This window comes from Stenotrophomonas sp. (genome assembly GCF_059505245.1).
In genome coordinates, this window is record NZ_JCACKF010000030.1 from 33,452 (window position 1) to 52,343 (window position 18,892).

An 18,892-nucleotide genomic window follows, 5' to 3' on the forward strand; every position below is an offset into this window, starting at 1 on the left:
TTTCACTTGCGCCGACGTCCAGCCGCGCCAGCGCCATCATTCTCCCGACCAGGAGCCCCTTCTTGTTGAAGGGGCGCGCCGAAGGCGGGGGTAGAGGAAGAATGCGTGGGCAGCGGAAATGGGAAAGAAGGCTTATGCCTTCTTTTCCGCTTCCAGCTGCTTGCGGATCTGCGCATCGACCGCCGCGATCGCGGTCATGTTCAGGATCCGGCGCGAAGTGGCGCTGGTGGTCAGGATGTGCACCGGCTTGTTCACGCCCATCAGGATCGGGCCGATCGCCACGCCATCGGTGAACACGCGCACCAGGTTGTAGGCGATGTTGGCCGCTTCCAGGTTCGGCAGCACGAACAGGTTGGCGCGGCCCTGCAGGGTCGAGCCCGGCAGCAGCTTCTGGCGCAGCGCTTCATCCCATGCGGTGTCGCCCTGCATTTCGCCGTCCACGTTCAGGCGCGGGTTGCGCTTGAGCAGCAGCTCGCGCACCTGGCGCATCTTCAGCGCGTCCTTCGAGTCATGGCTGCCGAAGTTGGAGTGCGACAGCAGCGCGACCTTCGGCTCGATGCCGAACAACTTCATGCGGTAGGCCGCCTGCAGGGTCGCTTCGCACAGCTGCTCGGCGGTCGGGTCTTCCTGCACGTGGGTATCGACGAAGAAGAACACGCCCTGCTGGTTGATCACGCCGGTCATCGCCGAGGTCGAGGTGACCTTCGGCTCCAGCGGCAGCACGCTGCGCACGTAGCCCAGCTTCTTGTGGAAGCGGCCGACGATGCCGGTCAGCATTGCATCGGCTTCGCCACGCGCCACCATCACTGCTGCGATCAGGGTCGGGCGCGAACGCATCAGGTTCTTCGCCGCGGCCACGGTCACGCCACGACGGCCGGTCAGGCCGTGGTAGTACTGCCAGTATTCGTTGAAGCGCGGGTCATCGTTGATGTTGGTGACTTCAACGTTCTCGCCGATCTTCAGGCGCAGGCCGAGGCGCTCGATGCGCGATTCGATCACTTCCGGGCGGCCGATCAGGATCGGGTGCGCCAGGCCGTCATCGACCACGTTCTGCACCGCCTGCAGCACCACTTCCTCTTCGCCTTCGGCGTACACCACGCGCTGCTTGTCGCTGCGCGCGCGGTCGTAGACCGGCTTCATCATCAGGCTGGTGCGGTAGACGAACTGGGCCAGCTTGTCGCGGTAGGCGCCCATGTCGTCGATCGGGCGCGAGGCCACGCCCGAGTCCATCGCGGCCTGGGCCACGGCGGCCGACAGCTCCACCAGCAGGCGACGGTCGAACGGACGCGGGATCAGGTATTCACGGCCGAAGCTAGGGGTGTCACCGCCATAGGCCGAGCCCATGTCGGTGGCGGCGCGGCGGGCCAGTGCAGCGATGGCACGCACGCAGGCGATCTTCATTTCCTCGTTGATCGCGGTGGCGCCCACGTCCAGCGCACCACGGAACAGGTACGGGAAGCACAGCACATTGTTGACCTGGTTCGGGTAGTCCGAACGGCCGGTGCCGATGATCGCGTCCGGACGGGCGGCGCGCGCCAGTTCCGGCATGATTTCCGGGGTCGGGTTGGCCAGTGCGAAGATCACCGGATCCGGCGCCATGGTCTTGACCATGTCGGCGGTCAGGATGCCCGGCGCCGACAGGCCCAGGAAGATGTCCGCGCCGTCGACGATCTCGGCCAGGGTGCGCTTGTCGGTGTCGCGCGCATAGCGCTGCTTTTCCGGGTCCAGGTCGGTACGGCCGGTGTGGATCACGCCCTCGCGGTCGAAGGCCAGGATGTTTTCCGGCTTCAGGCCCAGCTGCACCAGCATGTTCACGCAGGAAATGCCGGCTGCGCCCATGCCCGTGGTGGCCAGCTTCACGTCCTCGATCTTCTTGCCGGTGATCGCCATGGCGTTGAGCACCGCCGCGCCGACGATGATCGCCGTGCCGTGCTGGTCGTCATGGAACACCGGGATCTTCATGCGCTCGCGCAGCTTGCGCTCGACCACGAAGCATTCCGGCGCCTTGATGTCTTCCAGGTTGATGCCGCCGAAGGTCGGTTCCAGCGAGGCGATGATGTCGACCAGCTTGTCCGGGTCGGTCTCGTCGACTTCGATGTCGAACACATCGATGCCGGCGAACTTCTGGAACAGCACGCCCTTGCCTTCCATCACCGGCTTGCCGGCCAGCGCGCCGATGTTGCCCAGGCCCAGCACCGCGGTGCCGTTGGAGATCACCGCCACCAGGTTGCCGCGGGCAGTCAGCTCGCTGGCCTGCTGCGGGTCGGCCTTGATCGCTTCACAGGCGTACGCCACGCCCGGCGAATACGCCAGCGACAGGTCGCGCTGGGTCAGCATGGGCTTGGTAGCGGAAACCTTGATCTTTCCCGGCGGGGACATCCGGTGGTAATCGAGGGCGGCCTGTTTGAAATCTTCGTTGGACATCGATGTGGGTTACATGAATGGGCAGAAGGGACAGGGGATGATACCCCCGTTGGAGCGTCTGGACCTGTCGCTATCCTGTCGCAAGCATGCTGCGACCGCACAATTCCGTGCCGTATGCGACGGTACCGCGATGTCAGCTTCGGCGTTGCCCATGACAGCCATGGGACGCCCTGAAACGCCGCGGGGCCGTACCACTGTCGTGACCGGCCCCGCGGTACCACACACCTGGATCAGCCCTTGGCCGGCAGTGCCTCGGGCAGCGCATCGACCGGCGGCGGCAGTTCGCTTTCGCGGCCATCCAGCGCCAGCTTCAAGCGGTTGCGGTCCAGCGCGCCTTCCCAGCGCGAGACCACCACGGTGGCCACGGCATTGCCGATGAAGTTGGTCAGCGAGCGGCATTCGCTCATGAAGCGGTCCACGCCCAGGATCAGCGCCATGCCGGCAACCGGCACTTCCGGCACGACGGCCAGGGTGGCGGCCAGGGTGATGAAGCCCGCGCCGGTGACGCCGGCCGCGCCCTTGGAGCTGAGCATGGCGACCAGCAGCAGGGCGATCTGGTGGCCCAGGGTCAGTTCGGTGTTGGTGGCCTGGGCGATGAACAGCGCCGCCAGGGTCATGTAGATGTTGGTGCCGTCCAGGTTGAACGAGTAGCCGGTCGGGACCACCAGGCCCACCACCGACTTGCTGCACCCGGCGCGTTCCATCTTCTCCATCAGCGACGGCAGCGCCGACTCCGACGACGAGGTGCCGAGCACCAGCAGCAGTTCGGCCTTCAGGTAGCGCGCCAGCTTGAATACCGAGAAGCCGCACAGGCGGCAGACCACGCCGAGGATCACCGCCACGAACAGGAAGGCGGTGAGGTAGAACGAGCCCACCAGCCAGGCCAGGTTGATCAGCGAGCCGACGCCGTACTTGCCGATGGTGAAGGCGATCGCACCGAAGGCGCCGATCGGGGCGGCCTTCATCAGGATGTGCACCAGCTTGAACACCGGAGCGACCAGCGCCTCCAGGAAGTTCAGCACCGGCTTGCCCTTCTCGCCCACCATCGCCAGCGCGATGCCGAACAGCACGGCCACGAACAGCACCTGCAGGATGTTGCCGTCGACGAACGCGCTGAGCAGCGTCTTCGGGATGATGTCCATCAGGAAGCCGACCAGGGTCAGGTCGTGCGACTTCTCGACGTAGCTGTGCACCGCGGTCTGGTCCAGCTCGGCGGGGTTGATGTTCATGCCGGCGCCGGGCTGCACCACGTGCGCCACGATCATGCCGACGATCAGCGCCAGCGTGGAGAAGAACAGGAAGTACGCCATCGCCTTGGCAAAGACCCGGCCCACCGTACGCAGGTGGGTCATGCTGGCGATGCCGGTGACGATGGTGAGGAAGATCACCGGCGCGATGATCATCTTCACCAGGTTGATGAAGGCATCACCGAGCGGCTTCATCTTCTCGCCGATCAACGGCTCGTAATGGCCGAGGATGGCGCCCAGGACGATCGCCACGATCACCTGGAAGTACAGCTGGCGATAGATCGGCAACGGCTTTGCAGGCACCGGTGCTGCGGTCGGGATGTGCATGGCGGACTCCGGAAGGGGCGTTTTCAGGCACGTACGGCCCCGGAGCTGCACGGGAACCGTTACCGTGGAAACTGTTCGCAGGCCCTGTGCAGCACGCACAGGAGGTGCGACCAATGGACGCCTTTGTACGCGCCAGGCACGCCAGCGCAGATAACCTATTGGTACTAGCCTCCCGGTTCAGGTGGCACAGGTGCCTACACTGGCGCCGCACCGCCCGATCCTGGGGAGGCTGGTGGCCCGGGCTGAACGGCTGGGTGAGTCTTTGCGAAAGTTCCGGCCCTTGCGGCCGTTGATGTCCTGTCCACACGCAATCTGAGAGAGCCGCACCCAACATGCGCCCGAATCCCACCTTGCTGGCCCTGTCGCTGGCCGCCCTTCCCGCCTTCGCCTCGGCCGCCGATTTCGACAACTGGCCGACCAAGTACACCTTCGGTGATGGCACCGAGCTGGCGGCCACCGCCAACATCGCCTACGACTACAACGACTTCTCCTCGGCCAGTGGCCTCGAGGACGACGATGCCGTGCGCCGCAAGGAATTCGGCGCGACGCTGAAAAAGAAGGGCGTCTACGATGCGATGGTCTACTACGACTTCCAGGCCGATACCTGGCTGGACGTGTTCGTGCGCTTCGAGAGCAAGGCCTTCTTCGGCCGTGACGTCGGCCGCTTCCGCTTCGGCTACATGAAGACCCCGGTCGGCCTGGATGCGAACACCTCTTCGCGTGCCGGCAGCTTCCTGGAAACCTCGCTGCCGGTGCAGGCCTTCTACGAAGGCCGCCGCACCGGCGTGGAGTGGGTGCTGGAGCGCCCGCAGTACCTGCTGCAGGCCGGGGCCTATGGCGGCAAGGACCTGCAGGGCGACAACCCCGGCACCACCCAGGCGGTGCGTGCGGTGTGGACGCCGGTGAAGGCACCAGGCGATGTGATCCACCTGGGCCTGGCCTACTCGCAGGAAAACCCGCGTGGCTACAGCGATGGCCGCGACGTGCATCACGAGGCCAGCGCCCGCCTGCGCGCGCGCCCGGAAGCCGGCCTGACCGACATCCGCTACGTCGATTCCGGTGCGCTGGTCACTGCCGACCAGATCCGCCGCACCGGCCTGGAAGGCATCTGGATCCGGGGCCCGTTCTCGCTGCAGGCCGAAGCGCTGCGCGCTACGGTCACCCGTCATGACGGCAAGCCCGACTACACCGGCAGTGGCCAGTACGCGATGGCCAGCTGGGTGCTGACCGGCGAATCGCGCCCGTACAACGCCGGCGCGGTGGCCAACATCAAGCCGGCGCACAACTACGGCGCGGTCGAACTGCTGGCCCGATACAGCCGTCTCGACCTGGACGATGGCAGCATCCTCGGCGGCCGCCAGCACGACCTGACGCTGGGCGCGAACTGGTACCTGACCAGCCACTTCAAGTTCCAGGCCAACTACGTGAAGGTCGACGCCAGCCGTCGTGGCGTGCACAGCACGCCGGAGATCTTCGAACTGCGCGCGCAGATGCACTTCTGACCCCTTCCACGTCAGACCCCGGCGGGCGTGCACGCCACGCCCGCCGGCCCTGCGTAGACTGCCGCCATGTACTGGCTCAGCCGCCACCGGATGCTGTTGCTGACCCTGCTGGTGATGGTCGGCGGTACCGTGCTGTGCGCGGTCGCCGCCGGTCATTACGCCTGGCGGCGCGCGCTCGGCGAGGAAAGCAGCCAGGTGCAACGCCAGCTGCAGCTGTATGGCCAGGGCCTGCAACAGCGCATCGACCGCTTCGGCACCTTGCCGCAGGTGCTGGCACTTGACCCGGATCTGCTGCATGCACTGCGCGTGCCGCCCTCGCCCAGCGAACGGCAGCGGCTGAACCTCAAGCTGCAACGCGCCAACGAAGTCACCCGTGCCTCGACCCTGACCCTGGTCGGCCACGACGGTGTGGCGGTGGCGGCCAGCAACTGGGACCAGCCGACCACCAACGTCGGCGAGAACTACAGCTACCGCCCCTACTACCGCCAGGCGCTGGCGCAGGGCCGTGGCCGCTTCTACGGCATCGGCATGACCACCGGCGTGCCCGGCTATTACCTTTCGCAGGCCATCGAAGAAGACGGCAAGCGGCTGGGCGTGGTGGTGATCAAGGTCGAGTTGTCCGCGCTGGAACAGGAATGGCTGAGCAGCCCCGACGTGGTGCTGGCCAGCGACGACCACGACGTGGTGTTCCTGGCCAACCGGGACAGCTGGCGCTACCGGCTGCTGCGCCCGCTGGGGGCCGATGAGCGCCGCGAGATGCTGGACGCCCGCCAGTACGCCGACCGCGCATTGCAGCCCCTGCGCGCACGCACCGAAGACGTGCTGGCCGATGGCGGCCGCATGGTGCGCCTGCTGGATCCGGCGCTGCCGCAGCCGATGCTGTGGCAGAGCCTGCCGCTGCCCGCCGAAGGCTGGAACTTGCACCTGCTGCACGATGCCGGTGCCGCCACCGGCGCCGGCCGCGCCGCAGCACTCACCGGTGGCGCTGCATGGCTGGCGCTGGGCTTCCTGGTGCTGTTCGTGCAGCAGCGCCGGCGACTGTCCAAGCATCGCCTGCGAAGCCGCCGCGAGCTGGAAACCCTGCTCAAGCAGCATGCACAGGAACTGCGTACCGCGCAGGATGGCCTGCTGCAGGCCGCCACCGATGCCGACAGCGGCCTCAGCCGCAGCCTCGAACACCTGCCGCAGGGCGTGGTGGTGATCGACCGCGAACTGCGCCTGGTCGCGTGGAATTCGCGCTATCTGGAACTGTTCCGCTTCCCGCAGGACCTGGTTCGCGTCGGCCGGCCGATCGAGGAACTGTTCCGCTTCAACGCACGCCGTGGCCTGCTTGGTCCGGGCCCGGTCGATGAAGCCATCGAGCGCCGCCTGAACCACCTGCGCAGCGGCCGCCCGCACATGCGCGAGAGCGAAAAAGACGATGGCACCGTGCTGGAAATCCGTGGCAACCCGCTGCCCGACGGCGGCTTCGTCACCAGCTATGCCGACATCACCAGCTACAAGAACGCCGCGCGCGAACTGCGCTCGCTGGCCGATGCGCTGGAACACCGCATCGCCGAGCGCACACATGACCTGGAGGAAGCACGCCGCGAAGCCGAGCAGGCCAACCGCTACAAGACGCGATTCGTCGCCTCGGCCGTGCACGACCTGCTGCAGCCGCTCAACGCGGCGCGCATGTTCGTCTCGGTGCTGCGCGGCAAGCTGGGCGACCCGGCGCAGCAGCAGACTGCGGACCACATCGATGCTGCACTGGCCGCGCAGGATGCGATCCTCAATAGTCTACTGGATATCGCGCGCCTGGAATCCGGCAGCCTGCCGACCCGAGTGCAGGCGTTCCGGCTCGGGCCTTTGCTGCAGACGCTGGCGCGCGAATTCGGCATCGCCGCACAGTCGCGTGGCCTGGTGGTCGACTGGGTCGATACCGATGCGGTAGTGGTCAGCGATGAAGCCCTGCTGCGCCGAATCCTGCAGAACTTCCTGTCCAACGCGCTGCGCTACAGCGAACGCGGCCGCGTGCTGCTCGGCTGCCGTCGCCGTGAAGGCATGCTGTGGATCGAGGTGCACGACCAGGGCCCCGGCATTCCCGACGCGTTGCAGGGCGAGATCTTCGAGGAGTTCCGCCGCCTGCACGACGGCCAGCAGCGCGGCGCCGGCCTTGGCCTGGCCATCGTCGATCGCATCGGCCGCCTGCTTGGGCATCCGATCCGGCTGCGCTCGCAGCTGGGCCAGGGCAGCGTGTTCGCGGTGGGCGTGCCGTTCGGCGAAGCCAGCGCGATTCCCGCTACTGCTCCTGTGCCGGTGCTGGTGCAGGAACCGGCGGCGGACAACCCGCTTCGCGGTCGCCGGGTGTGGGTGATCGACGACGATCCGCACGTGTGCGCGGCCAGCCGCGCGCTGCTGGAGCGCTGGGGCTGCGAGGTGGCGCTGGCCGATGGCCCACAGGCGGCGCTGCAGCTGGCAGCAACAGGCGCAGTACCGGAGCTGGTGCTGCTGGATGTGCGCATGGGCGATCACCATGGGCCGGTGCTGTACGAGACATTGGCCGAATTGTGGCAGGCCCGCCCGCCGGTAGTGCTGGTTACTGCCGAGCGCGATGCGGGATTGCGTGAGATGGCCGCCGAACGCGGCTGGGGGATGATGGCCAAGCCGGTGAAGCCGCCGGCGCTGCGGGCACTGATGAGTCAGTTGCTGATCCGCCATCGCGGGTAGTTTCCAGCCAACGGCGCAGCCCCTCGTGGGTGGTGTTTGGTTGGTCGTGGAAAGCAGAAGCCGTGGGTGGGCCGGTCGGGTTGGGTGCGCGGGGGACGCCGTGAATCCGTCCCTGGAGGCTTGGCAGCCGCTTGCTCGTGTGCGCTGTCCTGCGCACACGGCAAGACCGGGGTTGGGCGTCCTGCCCAACCCGCCCGAGGCATGCCTCGGGCCCATGCGGCTGACACCCCCGCGCACCCAACCCGACCGGCCTCCGACAGATTTCGGTGGCCTGCACCCACGGAGAAGAAAATAAGATCAAAAGCGGGTCGCGCGCTGCGCTTGCTCGTGTAGAGCCGAGCCCAAGCTCGGCTTCACGGACCGGCCAGAAAGCAGCCGAGCGTGGGCTCGGCTCTACAAAAAGCGGCCTGTCAGGCTGCCTTTGCTTTTGATCTTCTTTTCTCTTCCGTGGGTGGATGCGCACGGAACCTGTCCGTGGCCGGGCAGGTGGGCTGCGCAGGGGCGTGAGCCGCATGGATGCGGCGACCGAGCTTACATGGATGTACTTGCAGCGGCCCCTGTGCAGTCCACCTGCCCGGCCTCACCCATGAACTGCTCTACGTGTCCACCCACGAGGGGCTGCGCCGTTGGCTGGAAACTACAGCCCGATGCCAGCGTCGCCCTCGGGCTCCAGCGCCTTCACCAGCACCGCCGCCTGTGTGCGGCTGTGGCACTCGAGCTTCTTCAGGATGGCGGTGACGTGCACCTTCACCGTGTTCTCGGCCAGCCCCAGGGTGTAGGCGATCTGCTTGTTGAGCAGGCCATCGGCCAGGCAGAGCAGCACGCGGAACTGCTGCGGGGTCAGCTGGGCCAGGCGGCTGGCCAGTAGTGCATCGGCCTCGGAACGCTCGGCGGCCATCGCCGGGAACCACAGGCCGCCATCGAGTACTGCCTGCACGGCCTCCCCGATGGTCTCGGCCGGCGCGGACTTCGGGATGAAACCGGCGGCGCCGAACTGCTGGGCACGGCGGATCACCCGCGGATGGTCGTTGGAGGAGAGGATCACCACCGGGATGTCCGGATGCGAGCCGCGCACGTGCAGCAGCGCGGAAAAACCGTGCGCGCCGGGCATGGTCAGGTCGAGCAGCACCAGGTCCACGTCCGGCTGTGCGTCGAGCGCCTCGGCCAGCGCATCGGCACTGGCCACCTCGCGCACCTGCGCCAGCGGCAGGCTCTGCCGCAAGGACTGCACCACCGCCGAACGCAGCAGCGGGTGGTCGTCGGCGATCAGGATGGTGTATTCGCTCATGCCGCCATTGTACGGGCAGGCCGGAGCCTCAGCGCCCCGCCGGCTCGACGCTGCTGCGCCAGGCATCGAGGAACTGGCGGCGCTTGAGCGCATCCAGGTACACCAGCAGGCCCGGGCCGAGCTGGATCGGACGCCGGCTGCGGCCGGGCGCATCGCCGCCACGTGCGTTGCCGGTCACGATCGGCATCAGCCGCGCCTCGCGCGACAGCACCTGCTGGCCACGGGGCGACAGCAGGTAGTCGAGGAAGCGCCGCGCTTCTTCCGGGTGTGGGCCGGTACGCGGAATCACCGCGGTGCGCAGCACCACCAGCGTGTAGTCCTCAGGCTCGACGATGGCCAGTGGCGCGCCGGCATCGACACGTGCCTGCGCATAGGAACCAAGCACGTTGTAGACCAGCGACAGCTCGCCGCTGGCCACCTTGTCCAGCAGCACGCCGGTGCGCTCTTCGCGCACTACGTCGTTGTCGCCGAGCGCCCCCAGCAGCGCGCCGGCGATGCTGCCGCGCTGCGCATCCTGGGTTGCCAGCAGGTAGCCGACACTGCTGCGCTCGATGTCATAGGTGCCGACCCTGCCGCGCAGCGGTGCACCTTCGGCACGCAGCCGGTCCAGCAGCTGGCGGCGCGTGTGCGGCACCTTTGCCGAAGGCATTGCGCGGGTGTTGTAGACCATCACCACCGGCTCGTAGCTGATGCCGAAGGCCTCGTTGCGCCACTGCGCCCAGGCTGGCAGCGCAGCGGTCAGCGCCGAGCGATGTGGCAGCGCGTGGCCATCGTTGACCAGCTTGGTCTGCAGGTCCATGCCGCTGGAGATCAGCAGGTCGGGCGATGCCGGTCCACCGCGGTCGTGCAGGTAACGCGCGTACAGGTCCTGGGTGATGATGTCCTCGTACACCACCTCGGTGCCCGGGTGCAGCCGCTGGTAATCGGCAATCACTACCGCGAACACTTCGATGTCGGTAGTGCCGTGAATGCGCAGCTGCGCGGTGGCCGCCCCCTGTGCGGGAAAACGACGCACATCGCCGGGCGCGGCCAGCACCGGCAGGGCCAGCAGCAGGGCAACGGCCGTGGCAAACAGGCGGATCATGGACTGCTCCGTGGCAGGCGGATGGTGGCGATCAGCCCGCCCTGCGGGCGGTTGCTGAGGTCGATGCGGCCGCCGTGGCTGTCGACCACCCGCTTGACGATGGCCAGGCCCAGCCCGGCACCGCCGGATGGCGCGCCTTCGCCACGCGCGAAGCGCTCGAATACGCGTTCGGCATCGGCAGCCGCGATGCCTGCGCCATGGTCGGCGATGGTCAGCACGGCCTGCCCGCTTTCCACGGTCAGCGCGATCTGCAACGGGCCGTCGCCGCCGTACTTCAACGCGTTGTCGACCAGGTTCTTGATTGCCTCGCGCAGCAGCAGCGCGTCGCCATGCACCTGCACCGGCTCGGCAGTCATCGCCAGTTGCACGCGCGGTGCCGGGCTTGCCTGCGGCAGTGCTTCATGCAACGCCTGGTGCACGGTCTCGGCCAGATCCACCGCCGCAAAGCGCTGCAGGTGCGAACGATGGATCACGCTGGCATCGCTGAGCAGCTGGTTGAGCAGCCGGCTCATATGCGTGGCGTTGCGCTCGATCGCCTGCAGGCTGCGTCGCATGTCCTCCGGATCGTCATCATCCAGCGCCAACTGCGCCTGAGCTCGCAATGCCGCCAGTGGCGTGCGCATCTGGTGTGCGGCCTCGGCCATGAACGCGCGCAGTGTCTCGTTGCTGCTGGACAGGCGCTCCATGAAGCGGTTCAACGCGGCCACCATCTGGTCCATCTCGCGTGGCACGCGGGCATCGAGCGGCTTCAGGTCGGACGGCTCGCGGCGCGACAGCTCGCGCTCCACCCGCACCAGCGGCCGGAACGCACGATGCACGCCGAACGCCACCAGCGCCAGCAGCAGCCCGGACAATACACCGATCGCCAGCAATGCACGATTGACCATGTCCTGCGCAACGGCTTCGCGCGCGCGCCGGGTCTGGCCCACCTGCACCTGCACCTCGCCCTGTGCCGAGGCCGCGGCGAAACTGCGGCCGACCACCACGAAGCGCACGGTTTCGCCGCTGTAGGGGGCGTCGAACAGCTGCGGCTGGGTACCGGGCCTGCGCGGCGGTGTCGGCAGATCGCCGTAGCCGGTGATCAGCGTGCCGCGGCTGTCGGCCACCCGGTAGAACACGCGGTCCTCCGGCGCCATCGCCAGCAGGTCCAGCGCCGCATAGGGCAGATCGACCTGCCACTGGCCGTCGACCAGGGCCACCGAATCGGCGATGGACAGCGCCGAGGACACCAGCAGGTGATCGTAGGATCGGTTGGCGGCGCGCTGGCCGTAATCGCGTGCGGCGAACAGCAGGGCCACCGCGAACACCGCCAGCAGCACGCCGAGGTAGAGCAGCAGCGTGCGCCGCAGCGAACCCGGCGCCGCAGTCGCAGCACGCGTGTCAGCCATCGGCGTCGGCATGGGTATCGCTGGCTTCCAGCAGGTAACCGACGCCACGCACCGTGGTGATGCGCAGCGGCGCGCCCGCCAGCTTCTTTCTCAGGCGACCAACGTACAACTCGATGGCATTCGGGCCCGCTTCGTCATCGAAACCAAACAGGCCGTTGCCGATCTCGTCCTTGCCGACCACCTGGCCAAGACGGCCGACCAGGATCTCCAGCAGGCGGTACTCGCGATTGGGCAGTTCGATCGGCTCCCCGTCGAGGCTGACCCGGTGCGCGGCGTTGTCGAACTGGAATCCGCCAATCTGCACCACTTCGCTGGCCTGGCCGCGCGCACGCCGCAGCAGCACGCGGCAGCGCGCTTCGAACTCGCGGAAATCAAACGGCTTGCCCAGGTAGTCGTCGGCCCCCACATCCAGCGCCTGCACGCGATCTTCGATGCCGTCACGCGCGGTCAGCATCAGCACCGGCGTGCTGTCACCGCGCTCGCGCATGCCGGCCAGCACGCGCAGGCCATCGAGCTTGGGCAGGCCGATGTCCAGCACCACCAGGTCGAAGCTCTGGTAGCGCAGCACGCTGGCAGCGGCCAGGCCATCGGCCTGCCAGTCCACGGCGTGCCCGCTGCGGCGCATCCGGCGGATGATCGCATCGGCCAGATCCGGATTGTCTTCGACCAGCAGCAGGCGCATGGGCACACGGGTGGGAGGGGAACCGAATGCTACCGCATGCCGCCGCTGGGCTCGCCGGGCGCGGCACGGCGAGCCCAGCGGCCTGCTTTTCGCTGCACCGCACAATCCGTTGACAGGACGATGACAGCTTGCCCGACCCACACTGCGGCCGCGCACCGTCCGGTGCCCACGATTGCCGCGCGCCTGGCGCGCACCTGGGAGGGTTTGTGGAATTCACGTTTGCCTGGCGGCGTCCTGCCGCCATGATGGCGCTGGCTGTCCTGTCGGTGCCGGCCTTCGCCGCCGAAGACGACCGTCCGGTCACCGCCACCCTGGGGGGCCGCCTGCACCTGGACTTCGCCACCTTCGACAACGACAACCGCGGAACGCCGAACAAGGATGACACCGAGATCCGCCGTGCATGGGTCGATGTGTCCGGCAAGTTCTTCGTGGTCGACTACAAGCTGGAAGCCGACTTCTCCGGCGACCGCGTCGAGGCCAAGGATGTCTACCTGGCCCGCAGCTTCGGCAAGGCGGGCAAGCTGACCGTGGGCCAGTTCAAGCAGTATTTCTCGCTGGATGACCGTACCAGCTCCAACTACGGCAGCTTCCTGGAGCGCGGCAACGCCGGCACCACGCTGGCGCCGCTGTACCGCCTGGGTGCGTCCTGGCAGGCCAACCCGGGCGACTTCACCTGGGCGGCCAGCCTCTACAGCCTGGAGAGCATCGACGCCTGGCAGGTGAAGGGTCGCGCGGCGGGTGGTCGCATCACCTGGGCGCCCTCGCCCAGCGACGGCGACGTGCTGCACCTGGGCCTGTCGCTGGCCCGCGAGGCGTACGACAACCCCGGCGCCAATGGCGTGCCCGGCCTGCGCATCCGTCCGCGCCCGGCCGGCCACCTGTCCGACGAGAGCCGCCTGACCCTGGTCGACTTCTCCGCCGGCCGCGATACCGACGTCAACAAGTGGTCGCTGGAATACGCGCAGGTGCGCGGCCCGCTGTCGTGGCAGGGCGAGTTCAGTGGCGCCACCTTCGATGACGGCGCCCAGCGCGGCGACGTGATGGCGGCCTACGGCATGCTCAGCTGGTTCGTCACCGGCGAAAGCCGCGCCTATGACCGCAAGACCGGACGCTTCGCGCGGGTGAAGGACATCCGCCACAAGGCCGGTGCATTCGAAGTGGCGCTGCGCTACGACCAGATGTGGGGCGCGCAGCACCTTGATGGCGCGCCGGACCTGCGCCGCGGCAGCACCGAAGCCTGGACGCTGGGCGGCAACTGGTACCTGCGCGACAACCTGCGCTTCATGCTCAACGTGATCGAAAGCCGCAACCGCGACCGCCTGGCCGGGGTCACGGTGGACCGCACCCGCGCGGTCACCGGCCGCCTGCAGTACGACTTCTAGGCCTGACATTCCGGGCGCGCGGCGCCCGGCCCCTTCCACTCCCCACGTCCTGTTTTCGCAAGGAGTCCGCAGATGATGCTGAGCATCCTCGGCTTTGGCATGGTCATTACGTTCATGTACTTGATCATGAGCAAGCGCCTGTCGCCGCTCGTCGCCCTGATCACCATTCCCATCCTGTTCGCGCTGATCGGTGGCTTCGGTGCCGGCATCGACGAGATGATGCTGGAGGGCATCAAGAAGATCGCGCCGACCGGCGTGATGCTGATGTTCGCCATCCTCTACTTCGGGGTGATGATCGACGCCGGCCTGTTCGATCCGCTGGTGCGGGTGATCCTGCGCTTCGTCAAGGGCGATCCGATGAAGATCGTGCTTGGCACCGCGGTGCTGGCGATGCTGATCTCGCTCGATGGCGACGGTTCGACCACCTACATGATCACCGTCTCGGCGATGCTGCCGCTGTACCAGCGGCTGGGCATGAACGCGCTGAACATGACCTGCGTGACCATCCTTGCCGGCGGCGTGATGAACCTGACCCCGTGGGGCGGCCCGACCGCACGCGCGGCCACCGCGCTGCACGTGGACCCGGCCGACGTGTTCGTGCCGCTGATCCCGTCGATGGTGATCGCCTGTGCCGGCGTGCTGCTGCTGGCCTGGTACCTGGGCCTGAAGGAACGCCGTCGCCTCGGCGTGGTGACCCTGCCCAAGGGCGGCAGCTGGATGGACAACAGCGTGTCCGATGACAGCAACCCGCTGCCGACCGTGGAAGACGCCGAAGACATCAAGCGCCCGAAGCTGCTGTGGGTGAACCTGGCGCTGACCGTGGCACTGATGACCGCGCTGATCATCGGCGTGCTGCCGATGCCAGTGCTGTTCATGGTCGGCTTCGCCATCGCCCTGGTGATCAACTATCCGAACCTGGCCGAGCAGCGCCGCCGTGTGGTCAACCATGCCGGCAACGTGCTGTCGGTGGTGTCGCTGATCTTCGCCGCAGGCATCTTCACCGGCATCCTCAACAACACCGGCATGGTCGAAGCGATGTCGCACAGCTTCCTGGCGGTGATTCCGGAATCGTGGGGCCCGTACCTGGCGGTGATCACCGCGGTGGCATCGATGCCGTTCACCTTCTTCATGTCCAACGACGCGTTCTACTTCGGCGTGCTGCCGATCCTGTCCGAGGCCGCCGGCAACTACGGCATCACTCCGGTGGAAATGGCGCGCGCCTCGCTGGCTGGCCAGCCGGTGCACCTGCTCAGCCCGCTGGTGCCGTCCACCTACCTGCTGGTGGGCTTGGCCAAGGTCGAATTCGCCGACCACCAGAAGTTCACCCTGAAGTGGGCCATCGCCATCTCGATGCTGCTGATGATCGGCAGCCTGCTGTTCGGCCTGTATCCCCTCGCCGCCTGACCCTTTGCCAAGGAGCCTTCTGCAATGACGCTTCGAATCGCTTACGTCACCAGTGGAATGGGCAGTGTCGGCACTGCCATCTGCCAGAGCCTGGCCCGCAGCGGCCACACCGTGGTTGCCGGCTGCGCGCCGAACTCGCCGCGCAAGGCCAACTGGCTGCGCGAGCAGCGCGAACAGGGCTTCGACTTCATCGCCTCCGAAGGCAACGCGACCGACTGGGCCTCGACCAGCGCCGCGTTCGCCAAGGTCCGCGCCGAAGTGGGTGAGGTCGATGTACTGGTCAACAACTCCGGCGGCAGCCGCGACCTGCTGTTCCGGCAGATGACGGTGGAGGACTGGAACGCGGTGATCGCCTCCAACCTCAACGCGCTGTTCAACCTGACCAAGCAGGTGGTCGACGGCATGGCCACGCGGGGCTGGGGCCGCATCATCAACATCGGCTCGGTCAGCGCCCACAAGGGCCAGATCGGCCAGGTGAACTACGCCACCGCCAAGGCCGCGATGCATGGCTTCAGCCGTGCGCTGGCCGCCGAGGTGGCTTCGCGCGGCGTCACCGTCAACACGCTGTCGCCGGGCTACATCGCCAGCCAGGCGATCAGCAGCTTCCCGCCGGATGTACTGGACCGGCTGGCGGCCTCGGTGCCGGTGCGCCGCCTGGGTCGCCCCGAGGAAGTGGCCGGCCTGTGCGCCTGGCTGGCCTCGGATGAAGCCTCGTACGTGACCGGCGCCGACTATCCGGTCAACGGTGGCCTGTACATGGGGTAAGCCAGTCTCCACGCTGCGCGTGGACCGCCTCCCCCACGGAGTGCGCGGGGCCGGTGAACCTTTGCTTGCGAAGGGAATCCGGCCCCTTTTTTCATCCGGCTGCGGGACCTGCGCGGGTGCCCTGCACCATTCGTTGGTTTTCCGTAAAGAAGGTTTCATGTTCCGTTCGCATAGTGGCCCTGCACCGCGCACGCGTGCCGGTGATCACCTCCCATGCAACGGACCACCATGCAGACCCGACACCTGACGATCGCCGTAGCGATCGTGCTCTCCGCCGCTGCCAGCGCCCATGCCGCCACCACCGCCGATACCGGCGCCAGCACCGATGCCGCGCTGAGCGCGCAGACGCTGGATACCGTCTCTGTGATCGGCCAGGGCGAGACCCGCCAGGTGCAGCGCATCACTGCCGTGGACAAGCAGGTGCTGCCGCCGGGCACCAGTGGCCAGAAGATCCTCGATCGCCTTCCGGGCGTGTCGGTGCAGTCCAACGATGCCTTTGGTGCCAACGAGGAATCGCAGACCATCAGCCTGCGCGGCTTCGACAAGAGCCGCCTGGGCTACACGCTGGACGGCATCCCGCTGGGCGACAACAGCTACGGCAATTACAACGGCCTGAGCATCGCCCGCGCGATCATCGCCGAGAACCTGGCCGGCGCCGAACTGTCGCAGGGCATTGGTTCGCTGGGCGTGGCCTCGACCAGCAACCTGGGCGGCACCATCCAGTATTTCTCGATGGATCCGTCCACCGAATTCGGTGGCCGCGCCAGCGTCACCGTCGGCGACAACCACCAGCGCCGCGGCTACCTGCGCGTGGACAGCGGCGACCTCAACGGCTTCTCGGCCTATGTGTCCGGCGTGCACCAGGACCAGGACATGTGGGCCGCGCCGTACCAGAACCAGACCACTCGCCAGTTCAATGCCAAGGCAGTGTGGAACGTTGGCGACCACCGTTTCGGTGCGTTCGCGGCGACCTCGCGCGCCAGCCAGGCCAACTATGCCTACCTGTCCAAGGACATGCTGGCACGCGGACTGGGATATGACTGGAACATCTACGCGCCGGACTGGGATCGCGCCGTCGCCGCCGCGTACTGCGCGCCTGGCACCTACAACAAGGCGCGCTGCATGTTCAGCGGCGGCGTCAACAGCATCGACGATGCGTACTATCAGAGCCGTGCGCTGCGCGACGACAACCTGTACTCGGTCGATGCCGACCTGCGCCTGGGCGAGCAGGGCCGCCTGAAGCTGCTGGCCTACCACCACGACAACCGTGGCCAGGGCCACTGGTGGGCACCGGGCCAGCCGTCCTACCCGGGTACCGACAAGATGCTGCCGATCTCGATCCGCAGTACCAACTACACGATCAACCGCGATGGCCTGACCGCCGCATTGTCGTGGACGGTCGGTATCCACGAGCTGGAAGCCGGCCTGTGGTACGAGCAGAACGACCATAACGTGTCGCGCAACTTCTACTACATCAGCGGCCCGTTCCTGGACGACCTGTACCTGAAGAACCCGGACCGCCTGCTGTTCAACCAGGACTTCGACATCCGCACGCGCCAGTTCTACGTGCAGGACCGCATGCGCTTCCTGGACCAGCGCCTGACCGTGGATGTGGGCATCAAGAGCCCGAACACCCGCATGCGCGCCACCGCCCAGCCGGGCGTGGAAACCAGCATCGCCTCGGGCACGCTGACCGCCAAGGAATCGGTGCTGCCGCAGCTGGGCCTGGGCTTCAAGCTCAACGCCAACAACGAGCTGTTCGCCTCCTACGCCGAGAACATCGCCGCCTTCGTCGGCGGTGGCAGCGGCGGCCCGTTGCAGGTATCGCCGGAATCGTTCGCGGCCAGCGCCGGCCTGGAGCCGGAGAAATCCAAGAGCCTTGAAGCCGGCTTCCGTACCTTCGGCGAGAAATACCAGGCGTCGATCGCGGCCTACAACGTCAAGTTCGACAACCGCCTGCTGTCGCTGAACCCGTGCTCGAGCATCGAGGTCGGCACGCGCCCGGAGTGCGTGACGCGCTTCATCAACGTCGGCTCGGTGAAGAGCCACGGTGCGGAGCTGACCTTCATCCTCAAGCCGATCGACGGTCTGCAGTGGTACAACGCGCTGTCCTGGAACAAGACCACCTACGAGGATGACTACACCTCGGGCGGCGCCATCGTACCGGTGGCCGGCAAGATCACGGTGGATACGCCGCAGCGCATGGCCTCCAGTGAAATCAGCTGGAACCGCGATGGCTTCTTCGCCAGCCTGCGTGCCAAGTACACCGGCAAGCGCTACTACACCTACACCAACGACCAGTCGGTGCCGGGCGTGACCACCTTCGACGCCGGTGCGGGCTACGACTTCGGCCCGGGCCTGGGCCTGGGCCTGCGCAACGTGCGGGTGTCGTTGAACGCGACCAACCTGACCAACAAGCGCTACGCCGGCCAGCTGAGCTCGTTCGCGCCGACCGATCCGAAGGGCACGCGCTATGCGATCCATGCGAGCGCGCCGCGGCAGTTGTTCATGACGGTGGCGGCGGAGTTCTAAGTCAGAAGCGGGCGCTGCGGCGCATTGAGTGTTCCTGCATGGCGCAGGTAGGCAGGCCCATGCAGGACACGCCGTAAACCCGTCCTTGGGGGCTCGATGGCGCCTTGCTCGTGTGCGCTGTCCTGCGCACACGGCAAGACCGGGGTTGGGCGTCCTGC

Annotated in this window: 12 protein-coding genes; 6 read left to right on the forward strand and 6 right to left on the reverse strand. The window is 67.2% G+C overall.

The genetic code is table 11. The annotated features are described in order from the left end of the window. Positions 1 to 132: 132 nt before the first annotated feature. Positions 133 to 2,424 (reverse strand): NADP-dependent malic enzyme, encoded by a 2,292-nt coding sequence (locus AC5JLE_RS12040; protein ID WP_014648356.1) that lies wholly within the window; start codon positions 2,422 to 2,424, stop codon positions 133 to 135. Positions 2,425 to 2,654: 230 nt separating this feature from the next. Then, entirely contained in the window at positions 2,655 to 3,998 is a 1,344-nt protein-coding gene (locus tag AC5JLE_RS12045; protein ID WP_014648357.1) for a dicarboxylate/amino acid:cation symporter, read from the reverse strand. A gap of 332 nt (positions 3,999 to 4,330) precedes the next feature. On the opposite strand from AC5JLE_RS12045, the gene AC5JLE_RS12050 reads away from it, so the two are divergent. Beyond that, complete coding sequence (locus AC5JLE_RS12050) at positions 4,331 to 5,500, forward strand: OprO/OprP family phosphate-selective porin (protein ID WP_032959491.1); 1,170 nt, start codon at positions 4,331 to 4,333, stop codon at positions 5,498 to 5,500. Positions 5,501 to 5,566: 66 nt separating this feature from the next. Then, a complete protein-coding gene (locus AC5JLE_RS12055; RefSeq protein WP_241884211.1) occupies positions 5,567 to 8,209 on the forward strand; it encodes a hybrid sensor histidine kinase/response regulator in 2,643 nt (880 codons plus the stop codon). A 637-nt stretch (positions 8,210 to 8,846) separates the two neighbouring features. Here AC5JLE_RS12055 and AC5JLE_RS12060 read toward each other — a convergent pair. From AC5JLE_RS12060 to AC5JLE_RS12075, 4 genes are read right to left on the reverse strand one after another with little or no spacing between them, the layout of a single operon-like run. Further along, on the reverse strand, positions 8,847 to 9,497 hold the full coding sequence (locus AC5JLE_RS12060) for a response regulator (RefSeq protein ID WP_014648360.1): 651 nt from the start codon (positions 9,495 to 9,497) through the stop codon (positions 8,847 to 8,849). Between the two features lie 28 nt (positions 9,498 to 9,525). Continuing rightward, complete coding sequence (locus AC5JLE_RS12065) at positions 9,526 to 10,581, reverse strand: ABC transporter substrate-binding protein (RefSeq protein WP_032956561.1); 1,056 nt, start codon at positions 10,579 to 10,581, stop codon at positions 9,526 to 9,528. Further along, entirely contained in the window at positions 10,578 to 11,969 is a 1,392-nt protein-coding gene (locus tag AC5JLE_RS12070) for a sensor histidine kinase (RefSeq protein ID WP_014648362.1), read from the reverse strand. Before AC5JLE_RS12070 ends, AC5JLE_RS12065 begins: the two co-directional genes overlap by 4 nt. Beyond that, the gene (locus tag AC5JLE_RS12075; RefSeq protein ID WP_005419188.1) at positions 11,962 to 12,651 is read right to left on the reverse strand and encodes a response regulator transcription factor; all 690 of its coding nucleotides are present in this window, start codon (positions 12,649 to 12,651) and stop codon (positions 11,962 to 11,964) included. Before AC5JLE_RS12075 ends, AC5JLE_RS12070 begins: the two co-directional genes overlap by 8 nt. A 242-nt stretch (positions 12,652 to 12,893) precedes the next feature. On the opposite strand from AC5JLE_RS12075, the gene AC5JLE_RS12080 reads away from it, so the two are divergent. From AC5JLE_RS12080 to AC5JLE_RS12095, 4 genes are all read left to right on the forward strand, one after another. Beyond that, positions 12,894 to 14,033, forward strand: a complete 1,140-nt coding sequence (locus AC5JLE_RS12080; protein ID WP_053496099.1) for an OprO/OprP family phosphate-selective porin — start codon at positions 12,894 to 12,896, stop codon at positions 14,031 to 14,033. A 75-nt stretch (positions 14,034 to 14,108) separates the two neighbouring features. Next, positions 14,109 to 15,437 (forward strand): CitMHS family transporter, encoded by a 1,329-nt coding sequence (locus tag AC5JLE_RS12085; RefSeq protein WP_005419191.1) that lies wholly within the window; start codon positions 14,109 to 14,111, stop codon positions 15,435 to 15,437. Between the two features lie 24 nt (positions 15,438 to 15,461). Then, entirely contained in the window at positions 15,462 to 16,202 is a 741-nt protein-coding gene (gene phbB, locus AC5JLE_RS12090) for an acetoacetyl-CoA reductase (protein ID WP_005419193.1), read from the forward strand. Positions 16,203 to 16,430: 228 nt separating this feature from the next. Then, positions 16,431 to 18,734, forward strand: coding sequence for a TonB-dependent receptor (locus tag AC5JLE_RS12095; RefSeq protein ID WP_496065330.1), 2,304 nt, complete (start codon positions 16,431 to 16,433; stop codon positions 18,732 to 18,734). Positions 18,735 to 18,892 lie beyond the last annotated feature (158 nt).